This window comes from Catellatospora sp. TT07R-123, from assembly GCF_018327705.1.
Taxonomy (GTDB): Bacteria; Actinomycetota; Actinomycetes; order Mycobacteriales; family Micromonosporaceae; genus Catellatospora.
Map to the genome: position 1 here is coordinate 1,803,438 of NZ_BNEM01000001.1, position 19,221 is coordinate 1,822,658.

Below are 19,221 nucleotides of genomic sequence, written 5' to 3' on the forward strand. Positions count from 1 at the left end.
GCGTTCACAGGCCCTCGGCCAGCGGGCCGAGCGCGAGCGCGGGCAGGAAGGTGAGGGCGATCAGGATCACCACGACGCCGACGACCATGCCGATGAACAGCGGCTTGTGCGTGGGCAGCGTGCCCGCCGAAGCCGGCACCGGCGACTGCTTGGCCAGCGAGCCGGCCAGGCCGAGCACGAACACCAGCGGCAGGAAGCGGCCGAGCAGCATGGCCAGCCCGAGCGCGGTGTCCCACCAGGGGGTGTTCACGGTGATGCCCGCGAACGCCGAGCCGTTGTTGTTGGCCGCGGAGGTGAAGGCGTAGACGACCTCGGAGAAGCCGTGCGGGCCGACGTTGAGCTGGGTCCGCCAGTTCCCGGTGGCCATCGCGGCGGCGACGCCGACCAGCACCAGCGTCGGGGTGATCAGGAAGTAGACCGACGCGAACTTCATCTCGCGGGCGCCGATCTTCTTGCCCAGGTATTCGGGGGTGCGGCCGACCATGAGACCGGCCACGAACACCGTGATCACGGCCAGGATCAGCATGCCGTAGAGGCCCGAGCCGACACCGCCGGGCGCGACCTCGCCGAGCATCATGTTGACCATCGGCATCATGCCGCCCAGCGCGGTGTACGAGTCGTGGAACGAGTTCACCGCACCGGTCGAGGTCAGCGTCGTCGCGGCGGCGAAGGTCGCCGAGTCCGGGACCCCGAACCTGACGTCCTTGCCCTCGAACGCGGCGCCGACGGCCTGCGGCACCGTGCCCAGGTGCTGCAGCTCGAACACGTTGGTCAGCGCGACGCTCGCGATGGCGATGATCGCCATGACGGCGAGGATCGCGTACCCCTGCCGGTTGTCCTTGACCATGCGGCCGAACACCCGGGGCAGGGCGAACGGGATCAGCAGGATCAGGAAGACCTCCAGCCAGTTCGTCCACGCGGTCGGGTTCTCGAACGGGTGGGCCGAGTTGACGTTGTAGAAGCCGCCGCCGTTGGTGCCGAGCTCCTTGATCGCCTCCTGGCTGGCCACCGCGCCGCCGGTGATGTGCTGCTCGCTGCCGGTCAGTGTGTGCAGCAGCGTGCCGTCGGACAGGTTCTGCACCGCACCGCCGACGATCAGCAGCAGCGCCGCGACGGCGCTGATCGGCAGCAGGACGCGCAGCGTGATCCGGGTCAGGTCGACCCAGAAGTTGCCGAGCTGGTCGGTCTTGCGCCGGGCGAACCCGCGCACCAGGGCGACCGCGACCGCGATGCCGACGGCCGCGGAGACGAAGTTCTGCACCGCCAGGCCCGCCATCTGCACGACGTGCGTCATCGTGTTCTCGCCCGAGTACGCCTGCCAGTTCGTGTTGGTCACGAAGCTGACGGCGGTGTTCCAGGCCAGGTGCGGGAACATCCGGTCGTCGATGCCGGCCGACAGGGCCGGCCCGGCTCCGGCGAAGACGTGGTCCTGCAGGCGCAGGAACGCGTACAGGAACAGGATGGAGACCGCCGAGAACGCCAGCACGCTGCGGGCGTACACGCCCCAGGACTGCTCCGCGTTCGGGTCGACGCCGACCAGCTTGTAGATGCCGCGCTCGACGCGGCCGTGCCGCTGCGCGGCGACCACCCGGAACATGTAGTCACCGAGGTAGCGGTATGCCAGCGCCAGCGCGGCGATGAGCGAGAGGATGAAGACCACTCCCGCGACTGCCGTACTCATTGACAACTCTCTTCGATCGTCAGAACTTCTCGGGGAACAGCAGCGCGTAGACCAGGTAGACCGCCAGTGCGCAGGCGATCACCAGGCCGACCAGGTTGGCGGTCACAGTCGCTCAGCTCCTCGTACGACGAGGGCGAGGACCGCGAACAGGCCCACCGTGAGCAGCACGAATGCCAGGTCAGCCACCGTGCGCCTCCTTCGTGAGTGTTTTGCGGCGATTTGCCCGATACCTTCGGGCCGACGGGCGGCCCGGAGACGATCAAACTCCCGAAACCAGCTCGCGTACGGGCTCTTGACGCCATCGCTACGGGCGCCCCGGCTTTCTTGACGGGCGCTTGACACCGTGGTGACCGAGGACACCGTCCGCGGTGCCGGACAGGTCTTGGCAGCCGGTCGCCGCTGCCCCACCGTGTGAGGAATGCTGAACACCGCGACCGAGGTCGCCGATCCCGAACCTGACGAACGCCCGGCCCCCGAACCGGCGACGGCACCGCCGCCCGTGGCCACCGGCCACGACCGCGACCGGCTGTCGGTCATCGGGGGCCTGGCCGCCCTCTCGCTCGACGCCATGGCGTCGGTGGCCTACGGGCCCGAAGCGATCGTCCTGGTCCTGGCCGCCGCGGGCGGCACCGGACTCGGGTTCACCCTCCCGGTCACCGCGGCGATCGCCGCGCTGCTGATCGTGCTCGTCTTCTCCTACCGGCAGGTCATCGCCGCGTTCCCCGACGGCGGCGGCTCGTACGCCGTGGCCAAGCGGCATCTCGGGCGCCGGACCAGCCTCACCGCCGCCGCCTCGCTGGTCATCGACTACGTGCTCAACGTGGCCGTGTCCACGGCCGCCGGGGTCGCCGCGCTGACCTCGGCGTTCCCGGGCCTGCTGCCGTACACGGTGGAGCTGTGCCTGGCCGTGCTGGGGCTGGTCACGCTGGTCAACCTGCGCGGCATCGCGCACAGCGCCCGCACCTTCATCGCCCCGACCGCGCTGTTCGTCGGCGCCGTGCTGACCGTCATCGTGGCCGGTCTGCTGCGCGGCGAACCCGCCGTGCCCGTCGCGGCCCCGGTGTCCGCGACCGACCCGGTCACCGCCGTCGGCGCGCTGCTGCTGCTCAAGGCGTTCGCCAACGGATGTGCGGCGCTCACCGGCGTCGAGGCCATCGCCAACGCGGTGCCCGCGTTCCGGGCCCCGGCGGTCCGGCGGGCCCAGCGGGCCGAGGTCGCACTCGGGGTGCTGCTGGGCGTGATGCTGCTGGGCCTGGCGGTGCTGATCTCCCGGTACGAGATCCGCCCGGTCCCCGGCAAGACCGTCCTCGCGCAGGTCACCGACGCCGCGCTGGGCCACGGGGTCGGCTTCTACCTGGTGCAGATCACCACGACGATCCTGCTCGCGCTGGCCGCCAACACCTCGTTCGGCGGCCTGCCGGTGCTGGCCCAGCTGCTGGCGCGCGACAACTTCCTGCCGCACGTGTTCGCGCTGCGCGCCCGGCGCCAGGTCTACCGGTACGGCGTGCTGGTGCTGTCGGCCCTGTCGGCGCTGCTGCTGGTGTTCGCGGGCGGCCAGATGAACACGCTGGTGCCGCTGTTCGCGATCGGGGTGTTCGTCGGGTTCACCATCGCGCAGGTCGGCATGGTCCGGCACTGGCGCGCCGAGCGCGGGACCCGCTGGCGGGCCAAGGCCGCGCTGAACGCGGTCGGCGCGGTGCTCACCGGCGCCGCCGCGGTCGTCACCACGGCGAGCAAGTTCGCCGACGGCGCCTGGATCATCGCGCTGGCGCTGCCGGTGCTGGTGCTCGGATTCGAGCAGGTGCACCGGTCGTACCGGCGCATCGGCGAGCGGCTCCAGCTCGGCCGGGTGCCCGACGAGCCGTGCCGGGGCCGGTCGGTGGTGGTCGTGCCGGTGGGCTGCGTCTCGCGGCTCACCCACGACGCGCTGGCCTGCGCGCTGTCGCTGGGCGACGAGGTGGTGGCGCTGCACGCGGCCTACCACGACGAACCCGCCGAGCGGGAGCGGTTCCGCGCCGAATGGGAGGCGTGGCACCCGCATGTGCCGCTGGCGGTGGTGGACGCGCCCGAGCGCGACCTCGGCTCGCCGGTGGCGGCCTACATCCGGGACACCTATCCCGACCGGCACGTGTTCGTGCTGATCGCGGAGGTGGAACCGTCTCGGCGGTGGGAGCGGATCCTGCGCAACAACCGCGGCAACGTCCTGGATCGCGCCGTACGCCGCGGCACCGGCGCGATCGTGTGCCGGATGCGCTTCCCCGTCCCGGCCTGACAGCCGATGCGGCGGTGCCCCTACCTGCGGGCACCGCCGCCTTTCACGATGTCACGAGCCGTCGCGCAGGTCGCGCAGGCGTTCCGGGCTGAACGCGACCTCGTCGAAGACCGCCGTGCAGCCGTCGCCGACCGGCGACTGGACCTCGAACCCGAGTGCCACCGGGCCGGGCGCGTCGAGGCCGAAGTGCCGCACCAGCCGCCAGGTCTTGCCGTCGGTCGCGGCGTGGTAGGCGTACGCCCCGTCCACCCGCGACACCCGCAGCCAGACGGTGTTCCCCTCGACGGTGAAGCCGTTGGCGTCGTCGGAGGTGCCACGGGTGACGACGGAGACGGCCATGGGCTCGCGGTCGGGGCTGTACTCGAAGCAGAGCTTGGCCCAGTGCTGCTCGTCGCACCACAGCAGCAGCACCCCGGCGTCGAAGTCCGCCCCGAAGCCGACCGTCACCCGGGCGCTGAACTGGAAGTCGCCCTCCGGCGGCGCGCCCGTCAGCATCGGGGCGTCGAGCACGGGGGCGCTTACCCGAGCGGGGTGGATGAACAGATCGGACCGGGCGGGAGCGGTCGCGCGCACGGTGGTGCCGTCCACCTCCCAGGCGCTGCCCGCCGACGGGCTGAGAGCGAACGGCAGTCCGGGCAGGTGCACGGCGCTTGTCATGGGCGGTCCTCCGAGTCGGGTGGCTGGCCGAAGCCTATCGCCGGGCGGCGCCGGCCAGTCAGGGGCGGAAGCTGGACCGGTACTGGGTGGGGGTGCGGCCGGTCAGGTCCAGGAACGCGGCGTTGAACGCCGACAGCGAGGTGTAGCCGACCCGGTGGGCGATCGCGGTGACCGGGGTGTCGCCCGCGGCCAGCTCCTCGACGGCGCGCAGCACCCGCATCCGGCGCAGCACCGCCCGCCAGGTCATCCCGGTCTCGTCCTCGAACCGCCGCGCCAGCGACCGGGACGACAGCCCGACCGCGGCCGCGACGTCCTCGAAGCTCAGCTCCTCGGCGAGCCGCTGCTCGGTGACCTCCAGCGCCCGGCGCAGCTCCGGCGAGCGCCCCGAGGGCACCACGACCGGGCTGGGCCGCTCGGCCAGCCGCCACGCGACCGCGGCGAGCGCCGCGAACAGCGTCCGGGCGTACTCGGGCAGCGGCTGCTCGCCCTGGCCCCACGCGCCGCACTCGCCCACCAGCGCGCGGGCCAGCGGGTTCAGGTCGAACACGGTCAGCGGGGCGGGCGGCGCCGGGGCGAAAGCGGGGTCGAACAGCACCGAGGCCGTGGTGACCGGCTGCGGGATGCTCACCCGGATCGGCCGGCCCGCCTCGATCAGGGCGGCCCGTGCCGGGGGCAGCAGCCACGCCTGGCCCTGCGCCTCCAGCCGGAGCGCACCGGCGGAGGCGCAGAGCAGGTAGTGGCGGTCCACGCACAGCTCACGTGCCGCCTCGGGCGCGAACGTACGCACAAAGCTGTACGCCTGGCGGGTCATCGGCTGGCTCGCACGCACTCATCGTAGGAGCCGCCGGTCAGGCGACCGTCTGCACCAGTTCGGCCCGGAACCGGCGGCTGACCGGCGCCCCGGTCATCATCGGCCGCAGCACCTGGCCCGACCGGGCGAAGGAGTCCGAGGCCGCGTACCCGGCGAACGCGGTCTCGTCCTCCCACTCATGGACGATGACGATCCCGGTGTCGTCCTCACGCGACGCGTGGACGCGGTAGGCGATGTTGCCCGGCATGGCGCGCACCCGCACCCGCTCGGCGTCGAGCTGTGCGAGGGCGGCCGGGCGGTCGGCGGCGGTGGTGGCGAACTCGACGATGGCGATGAACATGGTGTCCTCCTGATCGGGCGGCGGCTGCCGCGCGGTTCTGATCCTGCTCGGATCCGCGCCGTCCGGCCGCCGTCAGGCGGACAGGTTCGCGCTGCGGCCGGACAGGCGGAGGTGCCGCCGGTCACGTTCCCTGGGCACGTCAAGAGGTGAGCGCCCCTCCCGGCGCTGGGCACGATGGGCTGGCAGCGAACCGTTCGCGCCGCGGCCCGGCCTCGTACGGTCGCGGATCTGGACCCGGAAGGTGCGGCATGACCGGACACCTCCAACCAAGCCGCCGCTGGGCCGCACTCGCCGTGCTGTGCCTGGGCAACTACCTCATCCTGCTCGACACGAGCATCGTCAACACGGCCGCACCGGTGCTGATGCGGACCCTGGACGCGGGCGTCGGCGAGATCCTGTGGGTGTTCAACGGATACCTGCTCGCCCTGGCCTCCCTGCTGGTGCTGCTCAGCCGTCTGGGCGACCTGCTGGGCCCGCGCAGGGTGTTCCTCGGCGGGCTCGCGCTGTTCGCGGCCGCGTCGCTGCTGTGCGGGCTGTCGCAGACCGCCGGGCAGCTCATCGCGGCCCGGGTGCTGCAGGGCATCGGCGCCGCCGCCCTGCTCCCGCAGTGCCTCGTCCTGATCACCGCGATCTTCCCGCCGGACCGCCGGGGCGCGGCGTTCGGCATCTTCACCGCCGTCGCCGGGGTCGCCGCGGTCAGCGGGCCGACGCTGGGCGGCCTCGTGGTCACCCACGTCTCCTGGTCCTGGATCTTCTTCGGCAACGTGCCGCTGGCGCTGGGCGGCATCGTCGCGGCCCGGCGGCTGGTGCCGGACCTGCGCACCCCGCCCCCGGCCGGGTACGACATCCCCGGCGTGCTGCTGGCGACCCTGGGCCTGCTGGCCCTGGTGTACGGCCTCATCGAGGGCGAGCGGCACCACTGGGGCCGCATCGCCGGCCCGCTGAGCATCCCCGCGGTGCTGGCCGCCGGGGTGGTGCTGCTGGTGCTGTTCGTGCTGTGGGAGCGCAAGCAGGCCGATCCGGTGCTGCCGCCCGGCCTGCTGCGCGACCCCGAGTTCGGGGCCGCGACGGCGATCACGTTCGTCACCTCGTTCGCGCTGCACGGCTTCCTGCTGGTGTTCGTGCTGCTGACACAGCTGGTGCACGACATGAGCCCGCTGGAGTCGGGGCTGACCGCGCTGCCGTGGACGCTGACGCTGAGCGCCGTCGCGCCGGTGGCGGGGCGGCTGGCCGACCGGATCGGCACGCGCTGGCTGCTGACCGTGGGCCTGGCCGTGTTCGCGGCCGGGGTCGCGGGCACCGGCCTGCTGCCGACCCGCGACTGGACCGGGCTGTCGTACGTCTGGGTGCTCATCGGCGTGGGACTCGGGATGGGGCTGGTGATCGCGCCGACCACCACGCAGGCGATGCGGGCGGTCACGCCGCGGCTGGCGGCCACGGCCTCCGGGACGCTGAACACCGCCCGGCAGGTCGGCGGCGCGGTGGGCCTGGCCGCCGTGGGCGCGATCGTGCAGCACCGGTTCGCCGAGGTGGCCCGGGTCGAGGCCGAGGCCCGGTCAGGTGAGCTGAGCGTGCCGGGGCGGCAGGCGCTGGAGTCCGCCATGGCCACGGCCGCCGACGGCGGGGCGCTGGTCGGCGGACGGCCGGCCGTCGCACCGGCCGGGCTGGGCGGCGCCGAGGCCGACCGGCTCCGGACCGTGCTGCACGACGCGGCCGCGAGCGGCTTCCTGGCCGCGGCCCGGCCCGCGCTGGTGGTCGTCGCGGTCCTGCTGGCGCTGGCCGCGGTGCTGGCGCTGGTGATGCGCCAGTCGAAGCCGCCGGCGGCACCGGTGGTGCCGGTGCCGGTGCCGAAGGGGCGGAAGGGCACTCGCGAAGAAGACCGCCCCACCCGGGTAAAGCGATAATCACCTATATATCGGTACAGATTGGGCGTTCCGCGCGGGACCGCCCCGCCCGGTCGTGCCCGCCCGACGAAGGGATCTACCGCATGACCCACAGTGACGTCCTCGCCGACCTCAAGACCGACGGCGAGGAACTCGACAGCCTGCTGTCCGGGCTGACCCCGCAGCAGTGGGCGCTGCCGACCCCGGCCAAGGGCTGGACCGTCGCCCACCAGGTCGCCCACCTGACCGCCACGTTCCAGCTCGCCGCCCTGGCCGCCAGCGACGCCGAGAAGTTCGCGGCGGTCACCTCGCGGCTCAGCGACGACTTCGACGCCAACGTCGAGGGCGCCATGGCGCCGTTCCTGGCGCTGCCGGAGCAGGAGCTGCTGGCCCGCTTCCGCGCCATCCGCGGCCTGTCCGAGCAGGCGCTGGCGGCCGTGCCGGAGGGCCAGCCGGTGCCGTGGCTGGTCCGCCCGCTGCCCGCGCCGGTGCTGGCGGCCGCGGGCATGATGGAGCTGTTCGGGCACGGCCAGGACATCGCCGACGCGCTCGGCGTGACCCGCCCGGCCACCGACCGCCTCGGCCACCTGGTGTTCTTCGCCGTACGGACCTGGGACTTCGGTTACCTGGCGCGCGGCCGCCAGGCCCCGGAGACGGCGTTCCGCTTCGAGATCACGGCGCCGTCGGGCGCCGTGTGGAGCTTCGGCCCGGCTGACGCCGAGCAGGTCGTCAGCGGTCCCGCGCTGGACTTCTGCCTGCTGGTGACCCGGCGCCGGCACCACACCGACCTGGCCGTCAAGGCGGTCGGCGCGGACGCCGAGGAGTGGCTGACGCTGGCCCAGGCCTACCGCGGCCCGGCCGGTCCCGGACGTGAGCCCGGCCAGTTCAGCTGAGCACTCCCCCGCCGCCCCCGGTGCCGTCACGGCCCGGGGGCGGCGCCGTGTCCCGGGTCGGCCGGTCGGTGCCGCACGGGCACGGCGAGCACGGGACCGGGCACGAATAAAGAGGACGACGACGCGGGCGGCTGCGTCGTCGTCCTCTCCGCACCGGCGGGGGCCGCCGGTCGTCTCTCAGATGTAGAGCGTGTTGGGCTCCAGGCCGCAGGCGACGCGGCCGTACAGCTCCAGGCCGTTGGCCGGGTGCAGGATCGCGTGCAGCGACAGCACCTCCAGGTCGCGCGCGATGCGCTGGATCGGCACGTCGTGGTACGCCGAGGACGCGCCGCTGGCCGTCTTCAGGATGTCGACGGCCTCCTTGGCCAGCTGCACCGCCCGGCTGATGTCGACGCGGACGCGGGCCCGCTCCTCCATCGTCCACGCCTCGCCGCTGACGCCCTTGGCGTCGAGCGTGGACGCGGCCCGGTAGATGTGGAACTCGGCCTCGTCGATGCGCACCGACGCCTCGGCGACCTGCAGGTGCGTGATCGGGGCGTCGGCCTGGCTCTCGTACGTGGTGTAGGTGATCTTGCGGCCGGGCAGGCGCTCGAAGAACGCCTCGCGCGCCGCCTTGGCCAGTCCGAGCACCGTGCCGGTGGTCGACGTGGCGGCCGTCAGCAGCATCGGGGTGCGGTAGACGGGCACGTCGGCGTTGGTCTTGGACGCGTACTGCTCGTGCAGCACCGGGCCCATCGGCAGCACCCGCTGCGCCGGCACGAACAGCTCGGCCGCCGCGGCGGTGACGCTGCCGGTGCCGCGCAGGCCGGTGGTGTCCCAGTCGTCGATGATCTGCAGCTCCGACGCCGGGACCAGCGCCATGACCGGCATCATCCCGCCGTCGGGGGTGGGCGTCACGGCCACCAGCGAGTTCCAGTGGCTCTGCTGCACGGCGGTGTTGAAGGCCCACTTGCCGCTGACGACGTAGCCGCCGTCGACCGGGATCGCCGGGCCGCCGGGGCTGAGCAGCCCGCACACCCGCACGTCAGGGGTGGCGAACACCTCGTCCTGCACCTCGTCCGGGAACAGGCCGACCAGCCACGAGCAGATCGACCACACCGACAAGGTCCACGCGGTCGAGCCGTCGCCGCGGCCCACCTGGGTGATGACGTCGACCAGCGAGCGCAGGTCCGCCTCGTACCCGCCGAAGCGCGACGGGGCCCGCAGGCGCAGCAGGCCGGCGCCGGTCAGCGCCTCGACCGACTCGTCGGCGATCCGCCGGTTCTGCTCGCCCCAGGCCGCGTTGCGGCGCAGCAGCGGCACCAGGTCCGACGCGCGCTGCGCCAGCTCGGCCGCGGTGGGCACAGTGGTGAGTTCCATGGGGTCCTTCCTTCATGAACACGGCAGGCCGCCCGGACGCTCCGTTCCGGGCGGCCTGAGGGAGTGGAGGCCGTGGGGGGCCGCGCCGGTCAGACGGCGCGGATGGGGGTGTTCTGGTACGCGGTGATGAGCCACTCACCGTCCTTCTTGGCCAGCAGCCAGCTGGCGCGGATGGCCCGCTCCGCCGTGACGTCCTCGTCGCCGGGCGCCAGCACGCCGCCGCGGGTGATGACGAGAACGGCGTTGGCGGCCAGCGGCTTCACGGCCAGCGGCGTGCCGGTGACACGGGTGCCCTTGAACGGCCCCGCGAAGGCCTTCGCCATGAAGTCGTGCACCTCGGCACGGCTCTTGAGGAAGATGTCGTCGGGCAGGATCAGGGTGCCGTCCTCGGTGAACACGGCGGCGAAGGCGTCAGCGTCGTTCTTGGCCCAGGCCTCGATGATCCGCTGCGGCACCTTGCTCACCGCGGCGAGGTCGGCATCGGTGATGACGGTCGTCCCGTCGCTCATGATGGTCGTCCTTTCTAGACGATCTCTTGCCGGGCAGTCCGGCCGGGCGCTAGCCCAGCGCGGGCTGCTTTTCCTGGCCCTGGTCGAACAGGGCCGGCTCGAAGTCCGGGTCCACCAGCAACCGGTGGGGGTCCTGCATCTCGTACCAGCCGACGCCCGGCGGGCACCGGTCGTAGCCGAGCAGGCGCTGCATCTCCTCGGGCAGTCCCAGCACCGTCTCGCGCGGGACGGCCAGGTACTGGTTCTCCTCCTGACGCAGGTTGCCCAGGTCGTAGGAGACGGTGAGGCTGGTGCGCGGCTGGTCGGTGGTGTTGGCCCCGCCGCCGTGGTAGACGCCGCCCAGCCAGAGCAGGCCCGAGCCGGCAGGCATGGCGGCGGGGATGGCCTCGGCGTAGCGGGGGGCCCGCTCGTCGTCCCAGTGGTGGCTGCCCGGGATGACCAGGGTGGCGCCGTTGGGCGCCGTGAACTCGCTCATGGCCAGCATGAGCTGTACCCGCGTGGTCGGCCCCGGGTGGCGGCGCAGGTGCAGCGAGTCGTCCCGGTGCAGCGGCTGCTTGCCCTGGCCCGGGTCGATCTGGATGGCCTGGGTGGCACTGATCTGGATGTTGGGGGTCATCTCGATGCGCGCCTGCCCCACCCACATGTGCACGGGCTTCTCCATGATCCGCCGTGACGCGCCGAGGTACTGCGGCTGCATGAACACGGCGGGCATGTGGGCGGTGCGCCGGAACAGCGACGACACCCGCCGGGTCAGGTGGCCGTCGTAGCCGGTCTCGCTGTAGCGGCCCCGGTCCAGGTACGGCCCGAGGTCGTCCCACAGCCCCTTGAGGACGGCGGCGTCGACGAAGTTCTCGATGATCACCGCGCCCTCGCGTTCGAGGATCTCCACCACGTCGTCGAGCGGCGTGTCAGGGGTAACGTGAATCAGCTCTGCCATCTCACTGCACCTCTCTTGTGCCTGAAGGCTCAGAGCGCGGCGCCGGTCGCCTTCGCCACCACGTCGCGGGTGAACGTCGCCAGATCGGGGTCCTCGAACAGGTCGCCCATGTCGACGTTGACGCCGATCTCCTCCTCGATCCGGGCCACGATCTGGACCGCGGAGATCGACTGCCCGTTCAGCTCGAAGAACGTGGCACCACGCGAGTTCGAGGGCACGTCGAGCACGGAGTTCCAGATCGCCTCGACCCGCTGCTCGATCTCGGCGGGGCTGAGCGCGGCGCGCTGGTTGGTGTCCATATGAATCCTCCTGCCGATACGAATACGAATTTATGCTTGTCGCTGGGTGGCGGGGCCGCACCTCTGGTCGTGCGGATCAGGGCACGACCCCGCCGGTGGTTCAGAGCCCGGCCAGCGGGGCGTCGGGTGACGCCAGCAGGCTGCCCAGCAGCGACACGTACTCGGCCGTGCTCCGGTCGAGCGTCTGCGTCGTGAACAGGTGGGCGCTGTAGCCGATCGCGCCCACGATCTCCTCCGTCGGCCCCAGGTGCAGCGACCACAGCACCCCGTCGGGGATGTCCGAGCCGATCTCCTGCGTGATGACCCGGCGCCAGATCGCGCTGAACTCCAGGCCGCCGATCTGCTCGCGCTCCATCACGAACGGCGGCTGGATCACCTGGAACAGGGCCGGGGCGACCCCGGGCGCGGCCAGCGACGCCATCAGCTCCGGCGCCTCCTGGAGCACCACCAGCAGCGGCACCTCGTGCGAGTACGCCCCGAGGCAGGTCGCCCGGGTGCGCGCCACCACGTCGCGGAAGGTCGCGCAGCCGGTCAGGTCCGTGCGCAGCGGCACGAAGTTGAAGAACGACCCGACCGTCTTCTGGAACCGCGCCTGGCCGCGGCCCGGCGTGAACGTCGGCACCACGATGTCCTGCGACCCCGTCTGCCGCGAGGCCAGCACGTTGAACGCCGCCAGCAGCACCATGAACGGCGAGCTGTGCGTGCTCTCGGCCAGCCGGGCGGTGCCGGTGCGCAGCTCGGCGCCGGCGAGGAACCGGTACCACCCGGTGATCGCCTCTTCCTCGGCGCCCCGGGCCTTGTCCGCCGGCACGGTCAGGATCCGGGCGCCGTCCAGCGTCTTGCGCCAGTACTCCCGGGCCCGCTGCACCGACGGGGCGCCGAGCTGCTCCAGCTGGGCGACGGCGTACTCGCCGTACTGCGCGGCCGGCTCCAGGCCGGGCTCGCGGCCCTGCACCCGTGCCGCGTAGCACGAGGCCACGTCGCGCATGACGACCTGCATCGACCACGCGTCGGCGGCGGTGTGGTGGGTGACCAGCACCAGCACCGAGTCGGTCCGGTCGAACCGGCCGAGCACCGCCCACAGCAGCGGCGACTGCCGGATGCTGTACGTCTGCGCCTCGATCTCGTTGACCAGTTCCTCCGCGACCCGGCCGCGGTCGGCCGGGTCGACGCCCGGCAGGTCGCGCACCGTCAGCGACACCGCGGACGGCGGGGACACCCGCTGGCCGGAGCCCTCCTCGCCGCGCACGATGGTGGTGCGCAGCGACTCGTGCCGGGCGGCCACGTCGTCCAGCGCCTGGCGCAGCGCGGCGAGGTCGACCTCGCCGCCCACCCGCCAGCCGTCGGCGACGATGTAGCGGGGACCGAACGGGCCCTCCGCGTCCCCGCGGTCGAACAGGCGCAGGAACTCCTGCTGAAGCGACAGCGGAAGGTCGACGGCGGCCGGGGCGGCCGCGGCTTCGGAGATGCTCATCGCAGCACCACCCCCGCCTGGTCGAGCGCCTTCACGAAGGTGCCGCGGCCGAGCTCGGCGGCGATCAGCTCGATGTCGTCGGCCATGTACCGGTCGCCGTCCAGGGTCGGGACCAGCGAGCGGACCGTCTCGTAAGTGACCGTGCCGGCCGGGCTGAGCCCGTTGGCGCGGCCGGAGACGTCCACGGCCTGGGCCGCCGCCAGGAACTCCAGCGCCAGGATGATGTTGTTGTTGTTCAGCACGCGGCGGGCGTTGCGGGCCGCGATCAGGCCCATGCTGACCACGTCCTGGTTGTCGCCGTTGGACGGCACGCTCTGCGCGCTGGCGGGGCCGATCGTCCGGTTCTCGGCGACCATGGCGGTCGCCGGGTACTGGGCACCCGCGAAGCCGCTGTTGAGGCCGGGCTCGCCCTTGATGAGGAACTCGGGCAGGCCGTAGCTGAGGTGGCGGTTGAGCATCCGGTTGGTGCGCCGCTCCGACAGCACGCCGAGCTGCGTCAGGGCGATGGTCACGAAGTCCATCACGAACGCGATCGGCTGGCCGTGGAAGTTGGCCCCGTGGAAGATCTCCTTGCCCTCGAAGAACAGCGGGTTGTCGTTCGCCGAGTTCAGCTCGATGTCGAGCTTGGTGTACGCGTGGCCGAGCGTGTCGCGCACCGCGCCGATCACCTGCGGGATCGCCCGCAGCGAGTAGGCCTTCTGCAGGTACACGTCGGTGCGGTGGACCTCGCCCACCTCGCCCTTGCTGTCGGCGACCTGGCGGCGCAGGTCGGCGTGCTCGACGGTCAGCTTGCTGCCGTCCATGAGCCGCCGCATGTTGAAGGCGCTGTCGATCTGCCCCGCGTGCGGGCGGGCGATGTCGTGGCCCTCCGGCTGGAACGGGCTCAGCGAGCCCTGCAGCGTCTCGATGACCAGCGCGGCCGCGATCTCGGCGTGGCGGGCCTGGTTCATGGCGTGGTGGGCCACCAGGGCGCCCAGGCCGGTCATGGCCGAGGTGCCGTTGATGAGCGCCAGGCCCTCCTTGAACTTCAGCTCCAGCGGCTCGATGCCCAGCGAGCGCAGCACCGGGCCGGTCTCGACCTTCTTGCCGTCGCGCAGCAGGTAGCCCTCGCCGATCAGCGAGCTGGCGATGTGCGCCAGCGGGGCCAGGTCGCCGCTGGCGCCCAGCGAGCCGATCTCCGGAATGGCCGGGATGAGGCCCGAGTTCAGGTACAGCGCGATCCGCTCCAGCACCTCCGGACGTACCGCGGAGTGGCCCTTGGCCAGCGCGTTCAGCCGGGCCGCGACGATCGCCCGCGCCTCGTCCTCGGTGAAGAGCGGACCCACGCCGGCGCTGTGGCTGCGCACCAGGTTGGTCTGCAGTTCCGTCTCCTTGGACGTCTCCACCAGCATGTAGATCATCTCGCCGTAGCCCGTGGTCACGCCGTAGACGGGGATCTGCTGGTGCACGATGTCCTCGAAGATCGCGCGGCTGGCCGCCGCGCGTTCGAGCACCTTCGGCGACAGCGAGCACGGAGCCCTGTCCTCGGCGACCCTGCGCAGGCTCGCCACGTCCAGGCTCTCGCCGTCGAAGGCGACCGGGGCTTCGGTACCGATCATGGTCATCTGTTCACTCCATCGTTGCGTCGGAACTGGAGGCGGGTCCGGACAGGGCGCGGTCGACGCGCGCGGCCATACCGGCGAGACTGGGTGCGGCGAGGCAGTCCGCGATCGGCACGGGTACGCCGACCGTGTCCTGCACCCGCAGGGCGAACCGGGGCAGCAGCAGCGAGTGCCCGCCCACGGCGAAGAAGTCGTCTGCCAGGTCGTAGTCCCGCGGTCCGAGCAGCTCCGCCCAGATCCGGGCGACGACCAGCTCGGACGGGGAGCGGGGCGGCCCCGAGGTCGCGGCCGCGACCTCGCGCGGCGCGGGCAGCGCCCGCCGGTCGACCTTGCCGGTCGCGCCGCGCGGCAGCGGCTGGGCCATGAGGTGGAACGACACCGGCAGCAGCACCGCGCCGAACCGCCGCCGCAGGTGCGCGCGCCACACTGGCGGCCCACCGGACTCGGCTCCGGCGACGGCCACGACGTACGCCACCAGGCGGTTGACCAGCCCGTCGCCGTCGCGCACCGGCACCACCACACATTCGGCCACCGACTCGTGGGCGTCGAGCGTCGACTCGATGTCCCCGAGCTCCAGCCGGTGCCCCTGCAACTTGACCTGGTGGTCGAGCCGGCCGCGGAACTCGAGCAGGCCGTCCCACCGCCGTCGCGCGAGGTCGCCGGTACGGTAGTACCGGCCCCCCTCGTCGCGTTCGGCCCGGCCCGCGATCGCCGCGAACACCGGATCATCCGGGTCGCCGCCGAGGTAGCCAGGCGTGACGTAGGGGCTGCGCACGACGATCTGGCCGGTGACCCCCGTGGGGCACAACCGGTCCTCGTCGTCGAGCAGCAGCACCTGCCGCCCTGGAATGGGCGACCCGATCGGGGTCGCCCCGGACACCTGGCCGTCGATGTCGTGCCAGGTCGCCGCCACCGTCTCGGTGGGGCCGTAGAGGTTGGCCAACCGGGTCGCGGGCAGGGCCGCGCGCAGTCCGTTGACCAGGTCGCCCGGCAGGGCCTCCCCCATCAGCAGCAGCCGGTCGAGGGGCGGTGCGTCGCCGCCGGACTCGGCGACGGCGCGCAGCAGGCGCCGCGCGAAGCTCGGCACGGTCTGCAGCGCCGTCACCCGGTGCTCGACCAGCCACCGCACCAGCCCCTCCGGGTGCGGGCGCACCTGGTCGGGGACCAGGTGCAGCGCCGCGCCGCCGACCAGGGCCGCGAACACCTCGCACAGCGCCGGGTCGTGCTCGGGGGCGACCCACTGGGCCACACGGGCCCCGGCGCCGAAGCCGAACGCGCGCGCCATCCACGAGGTGAACTGGGCCAGGGCGGCGTGGGTCTGCGGCACGCCCTTGGGCCGGCCGGTCGAGCCGGACGTGTAGGCGACGTACGCGACATAGGCCAGTTCCACGGGCACCGGCTCGGCCCCGGGCCCGCGCGGGGCCGCCAGCAGCTCGGGCACGTCGAGAATCCGGCCGAAGCCCTGCACGCAGAACCAGTCGTGCACCTCGTCGGAGCCGTCGGCCAGCAGCCACACCGGGCGCAGGTCGCCGAGCACCTGCCGGGTGCGCTGGCCGGTGTCGTCGGCGGCCAGCCAGCAGAAGTGGGCGCCCGCGCGCAGCACGCCCAGCAGGGCCGCGATCCGCGCCGGGCCGGTCCGCATGCGCACCGCCACCGGCCGCCCGGCGGCCCCGGTCAGCGCCGCGGCGATCCGCGCCGACCAGTCGTCGAGCTCGGCGTACGTGATCGTGCCGCCCTCGCCGGTGACGGCCACCGCGGCGGGCCGCTGCACGGCGTGGCGGCGCACCAGCTCGGTGACCGGCTCGCGCGGCGCGCCGACGGCGGGATCGGCCTCGGCCCGGTCGGTGTCGTCCAGCGGCAGGCCGGCCAGCGGCCGGTCCGGCTCCCGCACCGCCCCGAGCAGCAGGGTGTGCAGCTGGCCGAGCAGCAGCCCGGCCGCCGTGGGGTCGAACAGGCCGTCGCGGTACTCCAGATGCCCGGCCGCCGCGGCGCTGACCTGGTCCAGGACCAGGGTCAGGTCGGCCCTGACCGCACCGCCGGCGGCGTGGCGCTCGCGCACCGCCGCACCCGCCAGCCGCAGCGTCGCCCGCTGCTCCTCGGGCAGCACCACCATCGCGTCGCACCACGGCACCCGCCCCGGCTCGCGCTCGGGGTTGACGGCCCGCACGATCTCGGCGAGCGGCACGTCGCCGTGCGCGTACGCCTGCCCGAGCGCACCGGACACCCGGCGCAGCAGCTCGCGCAGCGTCGGCTTCCCGGACAGGTCGGCCGCGAGCACCACCGGCTCGGTGCACGGACCGACCAGGTCCGCGGGCACCTCGCGGCGCCGGCGCAGCGTGCCGACGCTGACCGTGTCGACGGCGGCGTGGCGGTGCAGCAGCGCCAGGAACCCGGCCAGCACCACCTCCTCGGCCGTCGTGCCGGTGGCGTCGGCGATCCGGCGCAGGTCGTGCCCGAGCCCGTCACCCCACCAGAACGGCGTGCTGCGCCCCTGCCAGTGCAGGCCCGCGGGCCGCGGCTGGTCCGCCGGCAGCGCCAGGGCCGACGGCACCGCGGCCAGCCGCCCGGCCCACCAGTCCAGCCGCCCGGCGAATCCGTCGTCGGTCCGCTCCGCCCGCCGGTGCTCGGCGTACTCGGAGAACGGAACGTCGACCGGCTTGAGCTCGGCGCTGGTGCCGCCGAGGGCGGCGGCGTATCCGGCGGACAGCTCGTCCAGGATGATCGACACCGACCTGCCGTCGGCGACGATCCGGTGCAGCACCAGCAGGACCCGGTGCGCCTCGGCCGCCTGCCGCAGCACGATCAGGCGCGCGGCGGGCCCGCCGGCCAGGTCGAACGGCGCCGCCGCGACCTCGGCCGCCCACCGGTCGGCGTAGGCCTGGTCGACGCCGCGCAGGTCGATCACCGTGGGCTCGATGCGGGCCCGGCCGTCGATGCGCAGCCCGACGCCGCCGTCCGCCTCGGCCAGGCTGCCGCGCAGGACCTCGTGCCGGGCCACGACGGCGTGCCAGGCGGTGCGCAGCGCCTCCGGGTCGAACGGGCCGCCGACCTCGAAGTCCCGGCACTCGTGGAACGACGGCGCCGCCCCGGCCGGCGTGGCGGCGAGCTGCTGCAGGAACCACAGATCCTGCTGCGCGGGGGTGGTGGCGGCGATGGCGCCGGCACTGTGCGCGATAGGCATCCGGGTGACTCCCGCCTGTACGGTGACCGTATTCGTTCCCACGTCTGTGGGGACCGATTCGCCGAAAGGGCCGCCGCAATGCGGAATGGCGCTTGCCAATAACCCTTGCGAATCGGTTACGGATACTGAGTCTGTCCGTATACGACAGTGCCGTCATCTTCTCCATTGCGGAGCGGAGAGTCAGGTCATGGCACTGCTGGCGCCTGAATGCGCACGCGCGGAGTTGTGCCGGAGGCGGATATCCGAAAAGAGGACTCAGGCGGCCGATCGCCGCAGGTTCTCCCGCACTTCCAGCATGGCGGCGGCGACCTCGTACAGCCGCGCGACGGCGAACCCGCCGGCGAATTCGGGCAGCACCGCCGAGAGTGCGGCACTCGTCCGGCCGCCGAAGGCGACCGCCGTCTCGCCGACGTGGATGCCCTCGCGGCGGCCGGCCCGGTCGTTCCAGGCGACGGCGGCGGCGCGGTCCCAGCCCGGGGGCAGGTCCAGGCCCAGCGTCCCGTCCGGGGCCAGGCACACGGGATAGCCGCCGGGCAGCCCGGCGGGCCCCGGCAGGTTCGTGGCGACCTCACCCCGGGCCAGGTCGAGCAGCAGCAGCGCGGCCGCGTGCCCGGTGACGGCGTTGAGTTCCGGACGGGCCGATCCCCGCAGCGCCGCCAGCGCGGCCGTGACGTCACCGACCGGCTCGTCGCCGACCCAGGCCAGGACCTCGTCGGCGGGCGCCTCGGGGCGGTTGAGGTGGATGTGGTGGGCCAGGACCCGCAGGTGGTCCGCCGGTTTGAGGCCCAGCGCGCCGCGCAGGCCGGCGGCCAGCAGCGCGACGTTGCCGACACCCGCGGTGATCGGCAGCCCGAGTCCGGCCAGGATCGGGTTGACCGCGTCCGGGAAGCAGGCGTTGAGCAGCCGCGCGGGCACCCCGCTGTCGCGCAGCGCGGCCGCGACCTGCGCGGCCAGCAGCGCGTGCAGTGGCGCGGTCGCGGCGAACCCGGCCGCCGACAGCAGCTCGGTCCAGCGCGACGGGTGGGTCAGCTGCTCCCAGGGCGACTGCAACGACGCGCAGTGCAGCACCCAGTCGGGTGCGGCCGCCCACAGCACCTCGGCCAGCGCGGCGGTGTCGGCGAGGTCGGCGGTGGCGGCCCGGAAGCCCGCCGGGGTGCCGCTCAGCGCCGCGCGCATGGCGGCGATGGCGGCGACCTCGGCGGATTTCGCGGGGTCACGGGCGACGACGGTCACGGTCAGCGGCCGGTCGGCGAGCACTGCCAGGGAGAAGCAGATGTTGCGGGCCAGCGACCCGCTGCCGACCACGACCACTGAGTCCACGTCA

16 protein-coding genes are annotated in these 19,221 nt (G+C 73.2%); 3 read left to right on the forward strand and 13 right to left on the reverse strand.

Going from position 1 to position 19,221, the window contains the following annotated elements; all coding sequences use genetic code 11:
* Window positions 1–4 precede the first annotated feature (4 nt).
* Both kdpA and kdpF read right to left on the reverse strand, forming a co-directional pair.
* Entirely contained in the window at window positions 5–1,681 is a 1,677-nt protein-coding gene (gene kdpA / locus Cs7R123_RS07465) for a potassium-transporting ATPase subunit KdpA (RefSeq protein ID WP_212824542.1), read from the reverse strand.
* A gap of 19 nt (window positions 1,682–1,700) precedes the next feature.
* On the reverse strand, window positions 1,701–1,787 hold the full coding sequence (gene kdpF / locus Cs7R123_RS41065; protein ID WP_212828979.1) for a K(+)-transporting ATPase subunit F: 87 nt from the start codon (window positions 1,785–1,787) through the stop codon (window positions 1,701–1,703).
* Window positions 1,788–2,099: 312 nt separating this feature from the next.
* Here kdpF and Cs7R123_RS07475 point away from each other — a divergent pair, with 312 nt between their 5' ends.
* The gene (locus Cs7R123_RS07475) at window positions 2,100–3,953 is read left to right on the forward strand and encodes an APC family permease (protein WP_212824544.1); all 1,854 of its coding nucleotides are present in this window, start codon (window positions 2,100–2,102) and stop codon (window positions 3,951–3,953) included.
* Window positions 3,954–4,004: 51 nt separating this feature from the next.
* Here the strand turns inward: Cs7R123_RS07475 and Cs7R123_RS07480 are convergent, their stop codons facing one another.
* The 3 genes from Cs7R123_RS07480 to Cs7R123_RS07490 are packed head-to-tail and all read right to left on the reverse strand — an operon-like array spanning window position 4,005 to window position 5,761.
* Entirely contained in the window at window positions 4,005–4,610 is a 606-nt protein-coding gene (locus tag Cs7R123_RS07480; RefSeq protein ID WP_212824546.1) for a DUF1349 domain-containing protein, read from the reverse strand.
* A gap of 58 nt (window positions 4,611–4,668) precedes the next feature.
* A complete protein-coding gene (locus tag Cs7R123_RS07485; RefSeq protein WP_212824548.1) occupies window positions 4,669–5,421 on the reverse strand; it encodes an AraC family transcriptional regulator in 753 nt (250 codons plus the stop codon).
* Window positions 5,422–5,458: 37 nt separating this feature from the next.
* Window positions 5,459–5,761, reverse strand: coding sequence for a putative quinol monooxygenase (locus Cs7R123_RS07490; protein WP_212824550.1), 303 nt, complete (start codon window positions 5,759–5,761; stop codon window positions 5,459–5,461).
* Window positions 5,762–6,009: 248 nt separating this feature from the next.
* Here Cs7R123_RS07490 and Cs7R123_RS07495 point away from each other — a divergent pair, with 248 nt between their 5' ends.
* Window positions 6,010–7,665: an MFS transporter gene (locus tag Cs7R123_RS07495; RefSeq protein WP_212824552.1), complete on the forward strand. Its 1,656-nt coding sequence runs from the start codon at window positions 6,010–6,012 to the stop codon at window positions 7,663–7,665.
* Window positions 7,666–7,748: 83 nt separating this feature from the next.
* A complete protein-coding gene (locus tag Cs7R123_RS07500) occupies window positions 7,749–8,537 on the forward strand; it encodes a TIGR03084 family metal-binding protein (RefSeq protein WP_212824554.1) in 789 nt (262 codons plus the stop codon).
* Between the two features lie 177 nt (window positions 8,538–8,714).
* Here the strand turns inward: Cs7R123_RS07500 and Cs7R123_RS07505 are convergent, their stop codons facing one another.
* The 8 genes from Cs7R123_RS07505 to Cs7R123_RS07540 form a co-directional block, all read right to left on the reverse strand.
* Entirely contained in the window at window positions 8,715–9,896 is a 1,182-nt protein-coding gene (locus tag Cs7R123_RS07505) for an acyl-CoA dehydrogenase family protein (protein ID WP_212824556.1), read from the reverse strand.
* An 89-nt stretch (window positions 9,897–9,985) separates the two neighbouring features.
* Window positions 9,986–10,405 carry an SgcJ/EcaC family oxidoreductase gene (locus Cs7R123_RS07510; protein ID WP_212824558.1) on the reverse strand — a complete coding sequence of 140 codons (420 nt, stop codon included), beginning with the start codon at window positions 10,403–10,405 and terminating at the stop codon, window positions 9,986–9,988.
* Between the two features lie 49 nt (window positions 10,406–10,454).
* Window positions 10,455–11,342, reverse strand: a complete 888-nt coding sequence (locus tag Cs7R123_RS07515) for a phytanoyl-CoA dioxygenase family protein (protein ID WP_212824560.1) — start codon at window positions 11,340–11,342, stop codon at window positions 10,455–10,457.
* A 29-nt stretch (window positions 11,343–11,371) separates the two neighbouring features.
* Window positions 11,372–11,641: a phosphopantetheine-binding protein gene (locus Cs7R123_RS07520; RefSeq protein ID WP_212824562.1), complete on the reverse strand. Its 270-nt coding sequence runs from the start codon at window positions 11,639–11,641 to the stop codon at window positions 11,372–11,374.
* 100 nt (window positions 11,642–11,741) lie between these two features.
* Entirely contained in the window at window positions 11,742–13,115 is a 1,374-nt protein-coding gene (locus tag Cs7R123_RS07525; RefSeq protein WP_212824564.1) for a condensation domain-containing protein, read from the reverse strand.
* A complete protein-coding gene (gene cmdF / locus Cs7R123_RS07530; protein WP_212824566.1) occupies window positions 13,112–14,719 on the reverse strand; it encodes a tyrosine 2,3-aminomutase in 1,608 nt (535 codons plus the stop codon). The genes Cs7R123_RS07525 and cmdF overlap by 4 nt, the downstream gene beginning before the upstream one ends.
* A gap of 4 nt (window positions 14,720–14,723) precedes the next feature.
* Window positions 14,724–17,897 (reverse strand): AMP-binding protein, encoded by a 3,174-nt coding sequence (locus tag Cs7R123_RS07535; RefSeq protein WP_212824568.1) that lies wholly within the window; start codon window positions 17,895–17,897, stop codon window positions 14,724–14,726.
* A gap of 255 nt (window positions 17,898–18,152) precedes the next feature.
* Window positions 18,153–19,217 (reverse strand): potassium transporter TrkA, encoded by a 1,065-nt coding sequence (locus Cs7R123_RS07540; protein WP_212824570.1) that lies wholly within the window; start codon window positions 19,215–19,217, stop codon window positions 18,153–18,155.
* Between the last annotated feature and the right edge of the window lie 4 nt (window positions 19,218–19,221).